Annotated in this window: 13 protein-coding genes and 1 pseudogene; 6 read left to right on the top strand and 8 right to left on the bottom strand. The window is 58.6% G+C overall.

The features are described from left to right. Nucleotides 1-58 precede the first annotated feature (58 nt). The 3 genes from KQ659_RS09255 to KQ659_RS09245 form a co-directional block, all read right to left on the bottom strand. Nucleotides 59-1,444, bottom strand: coding sequence for a peroxiredoxin family protein (locus tag KQ659_RS09255; protein WP_216689053.1), 1,386 nt, complete (start codon nt 1,442-1,444; stop codon nt 59-61). A 132-nt stretch (nt 1,445-1,576) separates the two neighbouring features. Next, nucleotides 1,577-2,089, bottom strand: coding sequence for an NUDIX domain-containing protein (locus KQ659_RS09250; protein ID WP_216689054.1), 513 nt, complete (start codon nt 2,087-2,089; stop codon nt 1,577-1,579). A gap of 76 nt (nt 2,090-2,165) precedes the next feature. Continuing rightward, a complete protein-coding gene (locus KQ659_RS09245; protein WP_216689055.1) occupies nt 2,166-2,909 on the bottom strand; it encodes an HAD family hydrolase in 744 nt (247 codons plus the stop codon). A 592-nt stretch (nt 2,910-3,501) separates the two neighbouring features. Between KQ659_RS09245 and KQ659_RS09240 the strand changes: the two genes are divergently transcribed. Both KQ659_RS09240 and KQ659_RS09235 read left to right on the top strand, forming a co-directional pair. After that, a complete protein-coding gene (locus tag KQ659_RS09240) occupies nt 3,502-4,986 on the top strand; it encodes a DEAD/DEAH box helicase (RefSeq protein ID WP_216689056.1) in 1,485 nt (494 codons plus the stop codon). A gap of 413 nt (nt 4,987-5,399) precedes the next feature. Next, entirely contained in the window at nt 5,400-5,888 is a 489-nt protein-coding gene (locus KQ659_RS09235; RefSeq protein ID WP_216689057.1) for a hypothetical protein, read from the top strand. Between the two features lie 123 nt (nt 5,889-6,011). Here the strand turns inward: KQ659_RS09235 and KQ659_RS09230 are convergent, their stop codons facing one another. From KQ659_RS09230 to KQ659_RS09215, 4 genes and pseudogenes are all read right to left on the bottom strand, one after another. Continuing rightward, entirely contained in the window at nt 6,012-6,197 is a 186-nt protein-coding gene (locus KQ659_RS09230; RefSeq protein ID WP_216689058.1) for a hypothetical protein, read from the bottom strand. Between the two features lie 978 nt (nt 6,198-7,175). Further along, nucleotides 7,176-7,385, bottom strand: coding sequence for a hypothetical protein (locus tag KQ659_RS09225; RefSeq protein WP_226930147.1), 210 nt, complete (start codon nt 7,383-7,385; stop codon nt 7,176-7,178). Between the two features lie 429 nt (nt 7,386-7,814). Beyond that, nucleotides 7,815-7,958 (bottom strand): annotated as a pseudogene (locus tag KQ659_RS22100) (helix-turn-helix transcriptional regulator); the annotation flags it as partial. Between the two features lie 449 nt (nt 7,959-8,407). After that, entirely contained in the window at nt 8,408-10,162 is a 1,755-nt protein-coding gene (locus tag KQ659_RS09215; protein WP_216689060.1) for a L,D-transpeptidase family protein, read from the bottom strand. A 406-nt stretch (nt 10,163-10,568) separates the two neighbouring features. Between KQ659_RS09215 and KQ659_RS09210 the strand changes: the two genes are divergently transcribed. The 3 genes from KQ659_RS09210 to KQ659_RS09200 all read left to right on the top strand — a co-directional run bounded on the left by KQ659_RS09210 (nt 10,569) and on the right by KQ659_RS09200 (nt 14,566). Beyond that, the gene (locus KQ659_RS09210) at nt 10,569-12,407 is read left to right on the top strand and encodes a M1 family metallopeptidase (RefSeq protein ID WP_216689061.1); all 1,839 of its coding nucleotides are present in this window, start codon (nt 10,569-10,571) and stop codon (nt 12,405-12,407) included. Between the two features lie 96 nt (nt 12,408-12,503). Next, nucleotides 12,504-13,424, top strand: a complete 921-nt coding sequence (locus KQ659_RS09205; protein ID WP_216689062.1) for a cyanophycinase — start codon at nt 12,504-12,506, stop codon at nt 13,422-13,424. 155 nt (nt 13,425-13,579) lie between these two features. Continuing rightward, nucleotides 13,580-14,566, top strand: a complete 987-nt coding sequence (locus KQ659_RS09200) for an aldo/keto reductase (RefSeq protein WP_216689063.1) — start codon at nt 13,580-13,582, stop codon at nt 14,564-14,566. Nucleotides 14,567-14,645: 79 nt separating this feature from the next. Here KQ659_RS09200 and KQ659_RS09195 read toward each other — a convergent pair whose 3' ends face one another. Beyond that, nucleotides 14,646-15,569, bottom strand: a complete 924-nt coding sequence (locus KQ659_RS09195; RefSeq protein ID WP_216689064.1) for an isoaspartyl peptidase/L-asparaginase family protein — start codon at nt 15,567-15,569, stop codon at nt 14,646-14,648. 143 nt (nt 15,570-15,712) lie between these two features. Here KQ659_RS09195 and KQ659_RS09190 point away from each other — a divergent pair, with 143 nt between their 5' ends. After that, nucleotides 15,713-16,132 carry a DUF3127 domain-containing protein gene (locus tag KQ659_RS09190; RefSeq protein ID WP_168673046.1) on the top strand — a complete coding sequence of 140 codons (420 nt, stop codon included), beginning with the start codon at nt 15,713-15,715 and terminating at the stop codon, nt 16,130-16,132. Nucleotides 16,133-16,245 lie beyond the last annotated feature (113 nt).

Genomic DNA, 16,245 nt, shown 5'->3' with positions numbered 1-16,245 from the left:
TCACATGAAGCTTAAACTGGCCAATTGGGCTTATAACTTTAAGATAAAAAATTGATAATCATTGCTTAAGGGCTTTATCAAGAGCCTTGCTGATAGTATCTATATCGGAAGGTCGCGGAGCATAGGACTGGAAAATATTTCCATTGCGACCAATAATGAAATAGCTTGGAAAAGAGTCTACATTGTAAAGCCTGGCTATCTCACCATTAGTTGAGCGCAAGTGAATGCTGTTAAAGCTGGTAAAATGCTCATTCGCTATGGTTTTTAGCCACTTATTCTCAGCGTCCCCTACCGATATGTAAAGAAAAACCACGTCTTGCCCGCCTAATTTTTGTCGGAGGTCGGGTGCAAACTCATTCAACTCGCGCATACAAGGTGCGCACCAAGTTCCCCAAAAATCCAGGTACACGACTTTGCCCCGGAAATCGCTCAGGGAAACCGGCTTCTTATTTCTATCCATTAGCGTAAAACCAGGGGCTGGTTTACCCTTGAGCTTTTCAAGTGCCAACAGGCTTTCCCGGAGGCTTCTAGCCAAAGTTGAATCCATATTAACCCGCTTGAAGCTCTGATAAAATGCTTTAGCACCAGCTGCATTTTCGAGTAAATTATTTTGGAAAAGCAATCCGATAGCCCATTTACGCGCTTGCCCGTTTCCCAGTTCTTTGGTGGCAGTATCATAGATGAGCGCCCCCTGTAGCGGGTCCATACTTAGTTTGCCTTGCGGCGCTAATCGGACTGGGTAGCCAAATATTAGATTGGCTAATCTGGAATTATCAATGAGGCCACGGGTGCTCAGCCGCTCTATTTCCCGGACCGGCACCTGACGCATAAAATCGAAATAACCGGCCGGCATCGCGTCACTGCGGTGTTTAAAAGCGTATCCAAGCTGCTGCGTTGCCCAGGTGCAATCAAAGGCAATCTGTTGCTCCTGCACGAAAGCAGCGGGCAAAGCATGAACTTTATCGTAAACGGCCAGAAAATCCCGCCTAGCCTGACGTAATGAATCGGCTGCTGTTCTGGCATCGGCTGGCGTACCCTTTGGGAAACTGCTTAAGCGTAAAGCGCCAGTTGGTTGCCCATATTCGAATGTATAATCCGACTGGGCTAAGTAATCATTGACTTTGCATCCCCTTCCCCGGTAAACGATGGATTGGCTAAAGTGCTTGTAATCCACTCGCATAACCAGTTGGTCACCCGGAGTGAGATAAAGCTGTGTTTGCTTATTCCCGTACTCGAACTTGGTCGGAGTAGATTGTTTAAGGCTTGTCAGCTTCCAAAAGAAATCACCCCGCTTGTCGACGGCTATGATTGTGTCTTTGAAGGCAACTGTCAAACGAATTGAGTCCGTAGCAAGCGCATTCTCAATGTGTCCACGGAAAGTGGTAAGCGGTGGATTAGGCGTTTGAGCAACTAGTCCTAATGCCAGAGTGAATAATAAGAACATATTCAGCGAAGAAAGAAGTGGCTTTATTTTCTACCAATCTGATACTCTGATTCATTCGGTGGAAGCCTGCTATATCGTCGGCCGACCGTAAGCTTCCCCACGAAACAGGCCCAACAAGCAGTGGCCCTACGCTTACCCCCGCAACCTCACCCATTGCACGGCAATCACCGTCTTCGCATCCCTTAGCGGCTCGGCTACCAGCGCTTCCCAGCTCAGCTCCACCATTTCGATGCGCTCGTTTTCCTCGGCCAGCCCGCCGCCTTCGCCGGTGCGGCGGCTCACCTCGGCGTAGTACACGGTGATTTCCTCGGAGCTGGTGCCCGGCGAGGGCCAGATGCACACTATCTCTTCCAGCTTGTCTACCTCGTAGCCCAGCTCCTCGTGAATCTCGCGGCGCACGGCCGTTTCGGGGGCTTCTCCCTGGTCAATCATGCCGGCGGCTATTTCCAGAATCTCGGCTTCCGGGCCGATGCGGAACTGGCGGGTGAGCACGTACACCTGCCGGGCCGTGTCGTAGACCAGCGCGGCCACGGCCTTGCCGGGCGCAAACTGCTCGCGCTTGAGCTGCGCGTCGCCGTCCTGCACCAAGAGCTGGTTGACTTTGTAGTGGCCGTTGAAAACGCGGGTACGCTCGATAATCTGCATGGTGGCGGAAGGGAAAGGTGAATGTTGGTGCGGTCAAAGAACGGGCAGCGGAACAAGAAATCGACCCTGGCACTCCCTAGCTAGGGGCAACAATAATGCGCAGGGCATCGGCCAGGGGCTCGAAGCTGGTGATTTCGGCTATGTGAGGCAGGGGCCGTGCGGTCCCCAACCGGTTGAGCCACACTGGCCGGATGCTCATGGCCAGCGCGCCCAGCACGTCGGCCTGCCAGTTGTCGCCCACCAATACGGTTTCCTCGGGCCGGGCCGACAGGCGCTGCAGGGCCACCTCAAAAATGCGGGGGCTGGGCTTGGGCACACCCACGTCTTCGGAGGTGATAAGGGCATCCACCAGGCCCGTCATTCCCAAAAAGCGGAGCTTTTCTTCCTGTTCCGCTGTGCGGTTGTTGGTCACTATCCCAATGCGGTAGTGCGGTTTCAAGGCTTGTAGCAGGGCCAGCGCCCCGGCCATGGGCTGGCGCAGCCGGGGATAATGCACCTGGTTGGCCTGCACAAACTGGTCGATTTCGGCGGCAGTGGCCCGGGGCCAGTACGGGGCTAGCAGCCGCTCAAACCGCAGGCGCCGCGCCTCCTCATAGGAGTAGCGGCCGGCCATCAGCAGGGCGTGGTATTCTTCCAGCAGCTCACTGTAGAGCTGGTAGAATCCTTCGAAATCAATGGCTTGAAAGAAGGCCAGCGGGGCGGCACTGGCCCGCAGCGACGCCCGCGCCGTGGCAATATGGTCGAATAAGGTATCATCCAAATCGAAGAGAACGGTGGTCAGGCGGGTGGGTAGCGCGGATTTTTCGGCGGGCAGTAGCATGAATGCGGGTAAGGGTATTGGCCCGGCCGGAAGTTGAAGGACGAGCTGTGGAACGATGAAAACCGGCCGCGGAGCCCACTACCCGGAGGGGCTGGCGGGCCCTTCCCGGGCCAGGCCGCTGGTCCGGCAGTAGCTCAGACGGGCATTCGCGCATCTGTGTTGTACCTTTGTGCCCACCAGGGCCGCCGTCGGAGCAGCCCGCTGCCCGGCCGCGTCGGGCAAAGCCCCGCGCCTCGGCTGCCTCCGCAAGTAAGCGCACCTCACCCCAACTTCTCTTCAGACAGGGAATCTGACGGCCTCCGACGAGCCGCCAACCCCGCCCACGCTTGGCCTCGTCCGGCGTGGCCATGCCCGCCTGTGCTACGCCACAGGCTCAACCACTCATTCCGTGGACGACTGTCCACCAATATTTTACTTCAGCACAATGGGCCTGCTTTTACCAGTCCGTCATGCTGAGCGCAGTCGAAGCATCTCGCTCGGGGCCGTGATTCAATCGTAAGAAAAGGATTACTACCCCACGCGAGATGCTTCGGCTACGCTCAGCATGACGAACCGAAAGGTTTGATTCCAGTGCGCCCAATTTCCCCTCAACATGACGTTTGACGAGTTAAATTTAATTGACCCCATCCTCAAAGCCCTCAAAGAAGAAGGCTACACCACCCCTACTCCTATCCAGGAGCAGGCCATTCCCCACGTGCTCGAAGGCAAAGACCTGCTCGGCGTGGCCCAGACCGGCACCGGCAAAACGGCGGCCTTCACCGTGCCCATCCTGCAGGTACTGCACCGCACGGCCCAGGTGGCCAGCCAAGCGCGGGGTGCCATCCGCTGCCTCGTGCTCACGCCAACCCGCGAGCTGGCCATCCAGATTAACGAAAGCTTCGGCGCCTACGGCCGCCACCTGAGCCAGATTCGCCACACCGTTATTTTCGGTGGCGTGAGCCAGGGCTCGCAGGTTGCGCAGCTCAAGCGCGGCGTGGAGGTGCTTATTGCCACCCCCGGCCGCCTGCTCGACCTCATGAACCAGGGCTTCGTGGACCTGCGCCAGGTAGAAGTGTTTGTGCTTGACGAAGCCGACCGCATGCTCGACATGGGCTTCATCAACGACATTAAGCGCATTCTGCCCAAGCTGCCCGCCAAGCGCCAGACCCTGTTCTTCTCGGCCACCATGCCCGGCCAGATTCAGGAGCTCGCCAGCACCATCCTGCGCCCCAACCCGGTGCGCGTAGCCGTCACGCCCGTCAGCAGCACCGCCGATACCGTGACCCAATCGGTGTATCTGGTGGAGAACAACGACAAGCCCGCCCTGCTCCGCCACATTCTGGAGGACAAAGCCATCAAGCGCGTACTCGTGTTCACCCGCACCAAGCACGGCGCCGATAAGGTTGTGAAAGCCCTGGCCGCCAACCAGATTCAGGCCGAAGCCATCCACGGCAACAAAAGCCAGAACCACCGGCAGCGCGCCCTCTCGAACTTCAAAGCCGGCAGCACCCGCGTGCTGGTTGCTACCGACATCGCTGCCCGCGGCATCGACGTGGACGAGCTGACCCACGTTATTAACTACGAAATTCCTAACGAGCCCGAAACCTACGTGCACCGCATCGGCCGCACCGGCCGGGCCGGCGCGTTCGGCACCGCCTTCTCCTTCGTGGAAGACGAGGAGCGCGCCTACCTGCAGGATATCCAGAAGCTCATCAGCCGCCAGATTGACGTGGAAGCCGTGCATCCGTTCGTATCGGGCCGCATCAAACCCGTGATGCTGCACGGCAACGAGCGCATCATCCGGCCTAAGGGCCCGGCTGGTCGTCCGGCCCGTGGTCCCCGCGAGGGTGGCCAGGGTGGCGGCGGTCGTTCGGGCGGTGGCCAGGGCGGCGGGCGTCCCAGCGGCGGTCAGGGCGGTGGTCGCCCGAGCGGCGAGCGCAGCCGGCCGGCCGCGCCAGCCGGCGGTGGCCAGTCCGATACCGCGCGTCGCTTCGGCAGCGGCGGGGCCCGCGTGAACGTGGGCGGTAGCCGCGAAGGCGGTGACCAGGGCGGCCGTCGTCGCGGCGATGCCGGTGGCACCCGCCGCGGCTCGTTCTAAACACTTTTAGCCAGAGCAGTCGGAAAGGAGTCATGCTGAGCGCAGCCGAAGCATCTCTACCGCGTAACTAGAGATGTTTCGGAGTCTACGTACACGATGTAGAGACGCAACATTTGCGTCTCGTCGTTGAACGACCGGGACCGCACAAACCTGCGCAGTTATAACAACATCAGCAACGACGAAACTCCAACTATTGCGTCTCTATATCGTGTACACGGACCTTGAGTTTGTTCTAATCCTTTTGATTGGACTTACCATTGCGGTAGAGATGCTTCGGCTGCGCTCAGCATGACAACCTTTTTTATTGACAACCGATTTATCAAAAAGCAGCAGGCCCCGGAAAACTTTTTCCGGGGCCTGCTGCTTTTTAGGGCAGATTACTTGCTGCTTCGCAACTAACTTTTTGCTTCTTTATGGCTCAGCCTACGCTTCCCGTCATTCAGGCCCTGCGCGACACGGCCCAGCGCCTCGCCACCCAGGCCCCCTACCAGTGGGGCCACATGGGCAGCTGCAACTGCGGCCACCTCGCCCAGACCATTACACAGCTGACCAAAGCCGAAATCCACGCCCGCGCCATGCAGCGCTACGGCGACTGGGAGCGTCAGATTATCGACTATTGCCCCACCAGCGGCCTGCCCATCGACCAGACCATTGACGAGATGCTGGCCCTCGGCTTCACCCGCTCCGACCTCACGCACCTCGAACGCATCTCGGACGCCACCATCCGGGCCGCCATTCCTTTCGAGCGCCGCGACACCCTGCGCCACAACCAGCGCGACGATGTAGTGCTCTACCTCCGCACCTGGGCCGACCTGCTGGAGCGCGACCTGCTGGCCGGCATCACCCTGCCGAACTTCGACGCTGCGCCGGTACCCACACCGGTACTGGTTGCCGTTTACTAAGCCGGTCGGGCCACCCGGCCCCGATGGACAAAAGCTGACGACACAGAAAAAGCCCCCGCCAAAAATCTGGCGGGGGCTTTTTCTGTGTTTTATCAGGCGCGGCTGCTAAGCCAGCCGCTGGCCTTAGTTGCGGGTCACGTTGGAGCGTTGAGCTTCGCGGTAGCCTTCGGCGCGGTGGCCACGCTTGTAGGCGGCATCAGCGGAAGGGTCTTTCTCAGCCTCAGCGGCATCGGGGGCCTGGGCGCAAGAGGCCGTCAGGAGCATTGCCGCGGCGGCGGCCAACCAAAGATTCGTGCGGGTCAGTTTCATGCTACGAAGGTAGCCAACGGCCGCCAAACGAACAACCCGACCAGACAAGCAAGCGCGCAATCATCACAGCGCCGAATGCCATTATCGCGCCGCCATAAGGCCACGCCAGCAAAGCCGCACACACTTATTTACGGTCATTTACAATTGACAATACAAGCATTTTTCAGCCCTGATGCCTAGCAAGATTCCCCCGTTGCATCTGACCTAGCCCCAAGCCTTTAAAAGAACATGAATCGACTGATGTGTTGGCCTGCAATGACAAGCCAATGGTCTCAAAACCGGGCTCATTATGTTAGTAGCCCTTGTACTGCCACAAAAACACTCATAGCATTTAACAACGTTGCTTAAGCTGCCTGACATGTCAAATTCGTTAGCAGCAGACAGCTAATGCTAGTGTAACACCCGATATTTTACTACTCAAATAGCTGGGATTATCAAGCGTATCAACTACAAGCCAAAGCCGTGGCAACCTCGTATATTAAACCAAACCAGCACTTTCGTTAGCTTAATGCAAATCATTGAAAAAAAACGTTTTATGAACTCAAATAGCTTCCATATAGACAACACGAAGTCAGACCACAAAAATTAGCATTTGGTGCAATATAATATCGTTATATTCATAGGGCATCACGACATTGGAACGATACCACGGGAAGCTGCTAAAAGCCTCACTAAAAGACCTGACAAGTTGAATATTTTTTATACAGGCAGCAGTATTACAGCTCTATAAAGGGAAGCCTGAAATCAAGATACAGGCGGGGCTTTGACAGTAGCGCCAGGTTGGGAAGAGTGAGCCAAATCCCGGAATCTGCACCGTTACGCAGCATGCGTGAAACGGCTGTACCAGCATACATTCTCTATGATATACGCCAGACTAAGGCTGGCAGATTGCCGCTTCATACCCGGCCATGGTCTGACAACAGTCACCTGACAAGGGAGTGGCATAGCAGCAAATATCACGGCCGCTCAACCCGCAAATTACTCGGGTTGATAATCGGCAAAGGAGCCGTCGCGGTAGAAAATCACAATCCGGCGGATGGGCTTGTCGCCGCCCGCAAACAGCGCCGAAGCCAGAGCATCGCCCGGCGTAGCAGGGGCCGGCAGCGGCTGGAATGGAGCAGCCGTAGCCGGTACCTCTACCACATGCGTGAGCAGGGAGGCGGAAGGGCCAGTGATAGCCTCCTGCATCGGCATCATCGTCGGCGGCAACTCCGCTTCTAAAGTGGGGGGCGGAGGTGGGGCCTGGCTGGTATCCGAAGCCGTTGGCAATGCATCCAAGGGGGCTGCACTAGCTATAAAACGCTTGGTTACAACCAGGCTACGGGCCGGAGTCGGTATACTGGCACGTAGCGGGGCGACTGGAAGGGCCGCAGTATTTAACAACTTACTACCAACCATTTGAGCACTTAATTCAGGAGCTTGGGGCGCCTCCACAGTAGCCAACACAGGGGCTTGAGCGCGCTCATCGTCCACTACGGACACTGGGCTGGGGGTAGTTGGGGCAGCCGCCCCACTGGCGGCCTCCGGCGACATCGCAGGCATGGCGGCCGCTGGGGCCAGCATGGGTCCGGCACCGTTCAGCAGCCACGGCATGGCCAAATCGGGCATAGCGGCCAGAATGCGTTGGACGACTTCCAGACTAGGCTTGTTGCGGCCCGAGAGAATGTGGCTGACAATAGGCCGGGCCACGCCAATAAGGTCTGCAAACTGCGTGGGCGTGAGCTGTCGGCTTTCTAGTATTTCTCTGATGCGCTCAACCATAGTTGGTATTTTGGTTACAAATGTAGCGCTTAGAATCAAGAGGGCGGATATTATTACTTATACTGTGCAGATTACAATTGTATCAATACAGCTAAGTCCTATGTGTTTACATCTGTTAATAGCATGCAGTGCATACTCCTTTAGCACACTTTCAAACAAATGTAATCAGCCATGGAGTACTCCTTTTCCCTGTTTTTGGCGCGGCCAGACACGCGTAATTTTGCTTCCCGTCCGGGGCTACGTGCTCGGCAAATCTTCCCTTTTACCAGAGTTCCGCTAGTACCAATACCAAGCGGTAGCGCATCTTTTTCAGCCCGAATTAAGCCCTGGCTTTCGCATGGCTTATCCGAATACAGGTGCGAAAAAAGGCCCGGCAACCTCTCGGTTGCCGGGCCTTTTCAGTAGTCTTTGCCGCTGGCCCGGGAGCAGGGGCACGGATAGGATTGGGGCTAGTCGAAGTACTCGCGGGCGAGCTTTTTGTCCAGCCCGTAGATGTCGTCGCGGAAGTGAGGATGGCCGGCGGCATCAGCCCAGGCCGTGAAATAGACCAGGTAAACGGGCAACTTTTTCTTCAGCGTAATATACTTTTCGCGGTGCTTGGCAATGGTATCCAGGATGGTGGCCTGGTCCCATTCGGGCCGATTGCGCAGCAGGTAGGTGGCCAGTTTAATGGGCTCGGAAACCCGCACGCAGCCGTGGCTGAAGCTGCGGTTGCTCTGCGAAAACAGCTCGTCGTGGGGCGTGTCGTGCAGGTAAATATCGTTCGAGTTGGGGAAGATAAACTTCACGTCACCCAGGTCATTCTTGGGACCAGGACGGCGGCGCAGCGTGTATTTGAATGTCGACTGCGTCACGTTGGCCCAGTCCACGGAGGCCGGGTTGACGGCGGTCGCCTTACGGCCATAGCCCTTCACCACCTCCATATCGAGGCGGTCAAGGTAGTTGGGGTTGGCCACCAGCTTGCTGCGCAGCTCATTTGCGATGATGCTGAACGGCACGTTCCAGTAAGGAGCCAGCACTACATATTCCATTTTATCGCTGAACACCGGCGTTTCGTGCAGCACCTTACCCACGATGACGCGCATATTGAACACCTCCTTGTCGGCTTCGATTACGTGCAGCGTGTACTCCGGAATATTCACGAGCAGGTAGTCCGGCTCGAACTTTTTGGGCAGCCAGCGCCAGCGCTCCATGTTCAAAATGAGCTGGTCGATACGCGAGCCAATGGGAACGTTAAGCTGCTTTAGCGTCTCACCGCTGACAATGCCGGTTGGCTTCAAGCCAGCATCCTGCTGAAATAACTTAACGGCCTGCACCAATTCGGGGTCGTAAACCTGGGCATTGGGAGCTGCAACAGCCGGGGCTCCAAGCTTGGCAGCAGCGGGCGCGGGCGTACTGGCATCGGCCCCGCCAACGCTATCGAGCAGGCGCTTGCGCAGGGCAGCTACCGCCGGCGAGGCGGCTCCGGGCTTCAGGTTGAGGGTGGCGGGCAGGGTGGGCCAGCCACCGGCCCGCTCCTGGGCCCGGTAAGTGGCAAGGGCCTGTTTCAACTGGTCGTACTCGGGGTGCAGGGGGGCAAACTCGTAGTAGTTGTAACGGCTTTTGCGCTCGCCCAGGAAGGTGAACAGCGCCTTATTAAGCTTGATTTTATTGGGTTTGACCATCCACGAAGTGTCCTTCTTATCGTGCGGATTGGCGATGCCCCGATAGTAGTCGTTGGCCCATTTCATGTACGTGCCTGTCAGGGCAATATCTGCCTGGCGCTCCAGCGTATTGCGGCGCACGGAGTCGCTCTGAACCTTTTCCAGCTCAGCCAGCATCTGGGATATGTCCTTAATCTGGTAGTCTTTAGGGTTTAGCCCCTCATTGCCAGCTTTAGCAATGATGTCCTGCAAGGTCTTCACCCGTTCTACGGGTTTGTGGTCCTTAAACCAGCCTAGCCTGAAGCCCCTTTCCCGGTAGAAGCGGCGCGCCGGAAGCAGCTGCGCCGTGAATTTGGGTTCGGCCTGGAAGGCCTTGATAAACGCCATACTGTCGAGCAGCAGCTGGGGGCCGGCCACGGTGGTAACCTCCGACGAGTCGGTCGCCGTTTGACCGGCGGTCTGGGTCTGCGAATCGGAGCCGCAGGAAGCAAAGGTAGTGCTGCCGAGGGCTGCCAACAGGAGCAGCCACAGCAGGGAAGTAGTTCGGAGAATAAAATTCATTAAAGGGAATAAAGCGGGCGGAAAGTAGCCCTGGCCGGGACCGGGGAATGTGCGTTGTACTGCCAAGCTGCTGGCGGGGTTGCACCGGGCCACCCGCAGGCAGTCCGGTTGCAAAGTACGCCATTGCGGGCCACAGCGTGTTGCCACAGGGCCGGAATCGTACCAAATCCAGCGCAAAAAAAATGCTCCCATTATCGGGCTGGCTCAAACAGCCGTATTTAACGGGGTATAGTAGGCTTCCGGCGCTCGCTCGCTGGCACACACTATTCCTTCCACCGGGGCCAAACCGCCGGGCTGGCTGTTATTTCGGACCGGCACTTTAATACGGGCCGGCGCGGCGCAACCCGCTGGGCCCACCTACGCATTTTCGGTAACCTCTTCGCTTCCCTCCTCTTCGCTTCCCTATATGACTCCTTCTGCTTTCGACCCCACCGCCGCCACCCTGCCCGCCGACCCGCACAGCTACGCCGGCGACAGCCCCGTGCGGGTGCGCCACCTCGCCCTGGCCCTGGCCGTCGACTTCGACCAGCATACGCTGGCTGGCACCGTCACCTGGCACCTCGCCAATCCCGGGGCGGCAACCGAGCTTGTGCTCGACACCCGCGACCTGAGCATCGAAGCCGTGGAAACCCTTGATGCCACCGGACGGGCTACGCCCACCGCATTCACGCTGGGCCCGCCCGATGCTATACTGGGCCAGGCCCTGCGCGTGGCACTGCCGCCCACCGCTACGGCTGTGCACATTCGCTACCGCACGGCTCCGCACGCGGCAGCCTTGCAGTGGCTGGCCCCGGAGCAAACGGCCGGCACCGAGCCGTTCCTCTTCACGCAGTCGCAGGCCATTCTGGCGCGCACCTGGCTGCCGTGCCAGGACTCGCCGGGCATCCGCTTTACCTACGAGGCCACAGTGCACGTGCCCGCGCATCTGCTGGCCCTGATGAGCGCCGAGAACCCGCAGGCGCTGGACCCGAGCGGCGAGTACCACTTCCGCATGGCCCAGCCCATTCCGGCCTACCTCATGGCGCTGGCCGTGGGCGACCTGGCTTTTGCCCCGCTCAGCAACCGCACGGGCATCTACGCCGAGCCGGCTACGCTACCGGCAGCAACCCACGAATTTGCCGACCTGGAGAACATGGTGGCCGCCGCCGAGCAGCTGTACGGCCCCTACCGCTGGGAGCGCTACGATTTGCTGGTGCTGCCTCCCTCCTTCCCCTTCGGCGGCATGGAAAACCCTCGGTTAACATTTGTAACACCAACCATTCTGGCCGGCGACCGCAGCCTGACCAGCTTGGTGGCGCACGAGCTGGCCCACTCCTGGTCGGGCAACCTGGTTACAAATGGAACGTGGAATGATTTCTGGCTGAATGAAGGGTTTACGGTGTATTTCGAGCGCCGCATCATGGAACATTTGTATGGGCGCGAATATGCCGACATGCTCCAGGTGCTGGGCCGCACCGCGCTGCATCATACCATTGAAGAAATTGGTGCGGCCAGCCCCGACACCCATTTGCACTTGGCCCTGGCCGGCCGCGACCCCGACGAAGGCCTCACTGAGATTGCCTACGAGAAAGGCTGCGCCCTGCTCCTGACATTGGAGTCGCTCATCAGCCGGCCCCGGCTCGATGCCTTTATTAAGGAGTACTTCGCCCGCTTCAGTTTTCAGGCGATGGACACGGCCACCTTCCTGCACTACCTCCGCGCCGAACTACTGGACCGGGAGACCGGCCTCGAAGCCCGCCTGAACCTGGCCGCCTGGGTCGATGGCCCCGGCCTCCCACCCAACGCGCCGACACCAACTTCCCGCCGTTTCGCCGAGGTCGACCAGGCGCTGGCCGGCCTGCAGGCGGGCACCGCGCCGACGGCTCTGCTCCCACTCGCTACCGAATGGGGCAGCCACGAGTGGGTTCATTTTCTGCACGGTCTCTCCCCGACCCTGGCGGCTGAGCAGCTGGCGGCACTCGATGATTCCTTCCACTTCACCACTTCCGGTAATGCCGAAATTCTGGCCGCCTGGTTTCCGCACACCATCCGGGCCGGCTACGCGGCGGCCGATGGAGCGGTGAAAAAATTTCTACTTCACGTGGGCCGTCGCAAATTTGTGGTGCCGCTCTACCAGGCCCTGCTGGCTACGCCCGACGGACTGGCGCGGGCCCGCGCCATCTACGCCGAAGCACGGCCGAACTACCATTCCGTGACGACCAGTACGCTTGATTCTTTACTCGCCGCCCGGCCCGCGCGTGATTAATTCCCATCCGGCCCGAACTTTGCCCCGGGTTCAGCCCCGGCCCGGCTGCCGCCAAGTATTTTCGTTTTTGCATCACTCCGTTATATCCCCCATCCGTTGAAAACCATCATCCCGCTAGGCAAACTCATCGCCGTGGGCGGCAACGAGGACAAGGGCACGTACCCCAACCCTCGAACCCGCCGCAAGTATTACCTCAACTTTTTCGAGTTGGGCATCCTAAAGCGGATTGTGCTCGAAAGCGGCAAAATCGACCCGCGCATCGAAGTCATCACCACCGCCTCCATGATTCCGGAGGAAGTAGGCCCGATTTATATCGGCTCCTTCGCCATGCTTAACTGCCTGAACGTCGGCATCATGGACATTCGCACGCCCGAAGATGCCCGCCAGCCCGAGTTTCTGGAGCGCCTGATGGCCGCCGATGTGGTCATGTTTTCGGGCGGCAACCAGTCGCGCCTGCGGGAGATGTTCGGCGAAACCGACTTTCTCGACCGCATGACGCAGCGCTACTACGCCGAGCCGAATTTCGTGATTGCCGGCACCAGTGCCGGGGCCGTGGCCATGTCGCATTCCATGATTCGGGGCGGCTCGGTGCCCGATGCCCTGCTGAAAGGAGCCGTGAAAATGGGCGTTGGCCTGAGTCTGCTACCCGCCGCCATCATCGACTCACACTTTGTGAAGCGCGGCCGCTTTGGCCGGCTCATCGAGGCGGTAGCGCTGCACCCCAAGCTCATCGGCATTGGACTGGGCGAGGACACCGGCGTGCTCATCACCCAAGGCAATCTGGTCGAAACCATTGGCTCTAACCTCGTTATCATCCTCGACGGCCATAATATCCAGCACAACAACGCCGCCGCCGCCAAAAAAGGCACGGTGCTTTCCATCGAAAACGTGACCATGCACATCCTAGCCAAGGGCAATGTATACGACATGCGGGAGCGGAAATTCTATCCCAGCAAAGACGTATTGGCCCCTGTCATAACCCCAAGCGTGGCCATTGATGTTTCGCCCGGCAAATAAAACCTGACGGTATTTTACTAAAGGAAGCCCGCTCATTATGTAAATGAGCGGGCTTTTTTGTTCCCGTTGCAGCACTTTTGCCGTACGCAGGTTTAGCTATTATCACTTCGCGAAGCCGAATTCACCACTTCCTCTCAACCCAACATCAACCGTATATGAACTACCGCAAGCTTGGTAAAACCGAATTTTCCGTTTCTGAAATCAGCCTGGGCACCTGGCAGGTGGGCGGCAAGTGGGGCGACCCATTCAGCCACGCCAACGCCGATAAAATCCTTAATGCTGCCGTCGATGCCGGCATCAACTTCATCGACACGGCCGATGTGTACGGCGACGGCGAGAGCGAAAAAGCTGTGGGCCGGCTGGTCCGCTCCCGCTCCGAGCGCATTTTTGTGGCCACGAAGTGCGGCCGGCGCCTGCAGCCCCACACGGCCGAGGCCTACCAGCCCGCCGTGCTCCGCCGGTTTGTGGAAGACAGCCTGCGCAACATGCAGCTGGAAACCATCGACTTAATCCAATTACATTGCCCGCCCACCGAGGTGTACTACCGCCCCGAGATTTTTGGGGAGTTTGACCGTCTGCGCGAGGAAGGCAAAATCCGACACCTTGGCGTGAGCATCGAGAAAGTGGAAGAAGGCCTGAAAGCCATCGAATTTCCCAACGTGACTACGGTGCAGTTGATTTTCAACCTGTTCCGCCAGCGGCCGCCGGAGCTGCTGTTCAAAGAAGCTGCCCGGCGCAACATTGGTCTGATTGTGCGGGTGCCCCTGGCCAGCGGCCTGCTCACCGGCAAGTTTTCGCCGCAAACCCATTTCGCGGCCGACGACCACCGCAATTTCAACCGACACGGCGAGGCCTTCGACAAAGGCGAAACCTTCGCCGGCGTGGATTACGAAACCGGCCTGGCTGCCGTGGAAGAATTGAAACGTGTTTTCGGGCCTCAAATGCCCCTCGCCGCCCAGGCCCTGCGCTGGATTCTGATGTTCGAGGAAGTGAGCTGCGTTATCCCCGGCGCTTCCCGCCCCGAACAGATTCTCTCGAACCTGCAAGCCGCCGACCTGCTCGCGCTATCGCCGGAGCAGATACAGGCCGTGCGGGATATCTACAACGAGCGGATTCGACCGCTGGTGCATTACAGCTGGTAAGATTATTCTCTCAGAAAAAAGAACGTCATGCTGAGCGCAGCCGAAGCATGACGTTCTTTTTATGCTCCCAGCACTCGGGCTACTCCTTATAGATAGCCACCTGCGCTTTGCCGCCCTCCACGCGGCTGGCGCGGTACATACCTTCCGAATTGAAAGGCAGGGTGATATTCCCGGCCGCGTCCACGGCAATCAGCCCGCCTTCGCCACCCACGGGGGCCAGCTTGTCCTGCACCACGATACGGGCCGCCTCTTCCAGAGATAATTCCTTGTATTCCATTAAACAAGCTATATCGTAAGCCGCCACGGCCCGGATAAAATACTCCCCGTTACCGGTGCAGCTGATGGCGCAGCGGGCATCGGCCCAGGTGCCGGCTCCGATGAGCGGCGTGTCGCCGATGCGGGAGTAGCGCTTGTTGGTCATGCCGCCGGTGCTGGTGGCAGCGGCCAAGTGGCCATGCTGGTCGCGGGCCACGGCTCCTACGGTGCCCTTTTTCCAGTTTGGGTCGGCGGCGTGGTCTAGCTGCATTTTGCCCGAGGCAATGGCATCCTGGAGCTGGTCGAAGCGCTTTTGGGTGAAGAAATACTCCACCGGTTGCAGTGGCAGGCCGTGCTCGCGGGCCAGCTCGTCGGCGCCGGGGTAGCTTAGCAGTACGTGCTCGGTGTGCTCCATCACGAGGCGGGCGGCCCGGATGGGGTTTTGTACCTGGCGCACGCCGGCCACGGCTCCGGCCAGCTTGTTGTGGCCGCTCATGAGGGCGGCGTCCATTTCGTGGTGGCCGTCGTGGGTGAACACGGCCCCGCGCCCGGCGTTGAACAGGGGGCAGTCTTCGAGGCTGCGCACGGCCGCTTCTACGGCATCGAGGGCGGCGGCGCCTTCGCGGAGCAGCTCATAGCCGGTGCTGAGGGCCGCTTCGAGGGCTGCGCGGTAGAGCTGTTCATCGGCGGGAGAAAGCGAGGCGCGGGCAATGGTACCGGCACCGCCGTGGATGGCAAGGGCGAACATATATATAAGGAGTAAAAAAGCCCGAAAGAAATCAGGAGAAAAGCGTCCGCAAAGGTAGCCGGAGGGAACGGCGAAGGGGCCGCTTGCGTTTTTTTTCGTAGGTTTGATGTTCAAGTCTACAAATCAAAAAACACCCCATTTTTATGGCATACGACGTAACCGGCCGGCTGCACGAAATATTTGACGAACAGCAGGTAAGCGAAAAGTTTCGCAAGCGCGAGTTCGTGCTGGAAGTCCAGGACGGCCAGTATCCCGAGCATATTAAGTTTCAGATGGTTCAGGACAAAACCAGCCTCATCGACCCTTTCAAAATGGGCGACGAAGTGAAGGTGACCTTCAACCTGCGCGGCCGTGGCTTCAACAAAAATGGCCAGATGCTGTACTTCACCAATCTGGAGGCCTGGAAAATTGAGCCCGCCGGCGCTGCCAACTACGGTGGTGGTGGTGGCCAGCAGCAAGCGGCTCCCCGCCCCGCTGCTGCTCAGAACCAGAACCCCACGCTGCGCGCCCAGCCCTCGGCCGCACCCATCGCCAGCGACGACGACAACGACCTGCCCTTCTAGTTAGCTGTTAGCTGTTAGCTGTTAGCTGTTAGCTGTTAGCTGTTAGCTGAAGAAAGAAAAATGCCGCTCCTGATAATCAGGAGCGGCATTTTTTGTGTCTGTTTTTTCGTATG

The sequence above is a fragment of the Hymenobacter siberiensis genome (assembly GCF_018967865.2).
GTDB classification, from domain to species: domain Bacteria; phylum Bacteroidota; class Bacteroidia; order Cytophagales; family Hymenobacteraceae; genus Hymenobacter; species Hymenobacter siberiensis.
Note: the sequence above shows the minus strand (reverse complement) of the source record. Positions and strands in the feature narration are given on the sequence as shown.

Coding starts and splice junctions, on each gene's coding strand:
- KQ659_RS09230 (WP_216689058.1), bottom strand. CDS start 6,197: ATGAAACTGACCCGCACGAATCTTTGGTTGGCCGCCGCCGCGGCAATG.
- KQ659_RS09225 (WP_226930147.1), bottom strand. CDS start 7,385: ATGCAGGAGGCTATCACTGGCCCTTCCGCCTCCCTGCTCACGCATGTG.
- KQ659_RS09250 (WP_216689054.1), bottom strand. CDS start 2,089: ATGCAGATTATCGAGCGTACCCGCGTTTTCAACGGCCACTACAAAGTC.
- KQ659_RS09210 (WP_216689061.1), top strand. CDS start 10,569: ATGACTCCTTCTGCTTTCGACCCCACCGCCGCCACCCTGCCCGCCGAC.
- KQ659_RS09240 (WP_216689056.1), top strand. CDS start 3,502: ATGACGTTTGACGAGTTAAATTTAATTGACCCCATCCTCAAAGCCCTC.
- KQ659_RS09255 (WP_216689053.1), bottom strand. CDS start 1,444: ATGTTCTTATTATTCACTCTGGCATTAGGACTAGTTGCTCAAACGCCT.
- KQ659_RS09195 (WP_216689064.1), bottom strand. CDS start 15,569: ATGTTCGCCCTTGCCATCCACGGCGGTGCCGGTACCATTGCCCGCGCC.
- KQ659_RS09235 (WP_216689057.1), top strand. CDS start 5,400: ATGGCTCAGCCTACGCTTCCCGTCATTCAGGCCCTGCGCGACACGGCC.
- KQ659_RS09215 (WP_216689060.1), bottom strand. CDS start 10,162: ATGAATTTTATTCTCCGAACTACTTCCCTGCTGTGGCTGCTCCTGTTG.
- KQ659_RS09200 (WP_216689063.1), top strand. CDS start 13,580: ATGAACTACCGCAAGCTTGGTAAAACCGAATTTTCCGTTTCTGAAATC.
- KQ659_RS09190 (WP_168673046.1), top strand. CDS start 15,713: ATGGCATACGACGTAACCGGCCGGCTGCACGAAATATTTGACGAACAG.
- KQ659_RS09245 (WP_216689055.1), bottom strand. CDS start 2,909: ATGCTACTGCCCGCCGAAAAATCCGCGCTACCCACCCGCCTGACCACC.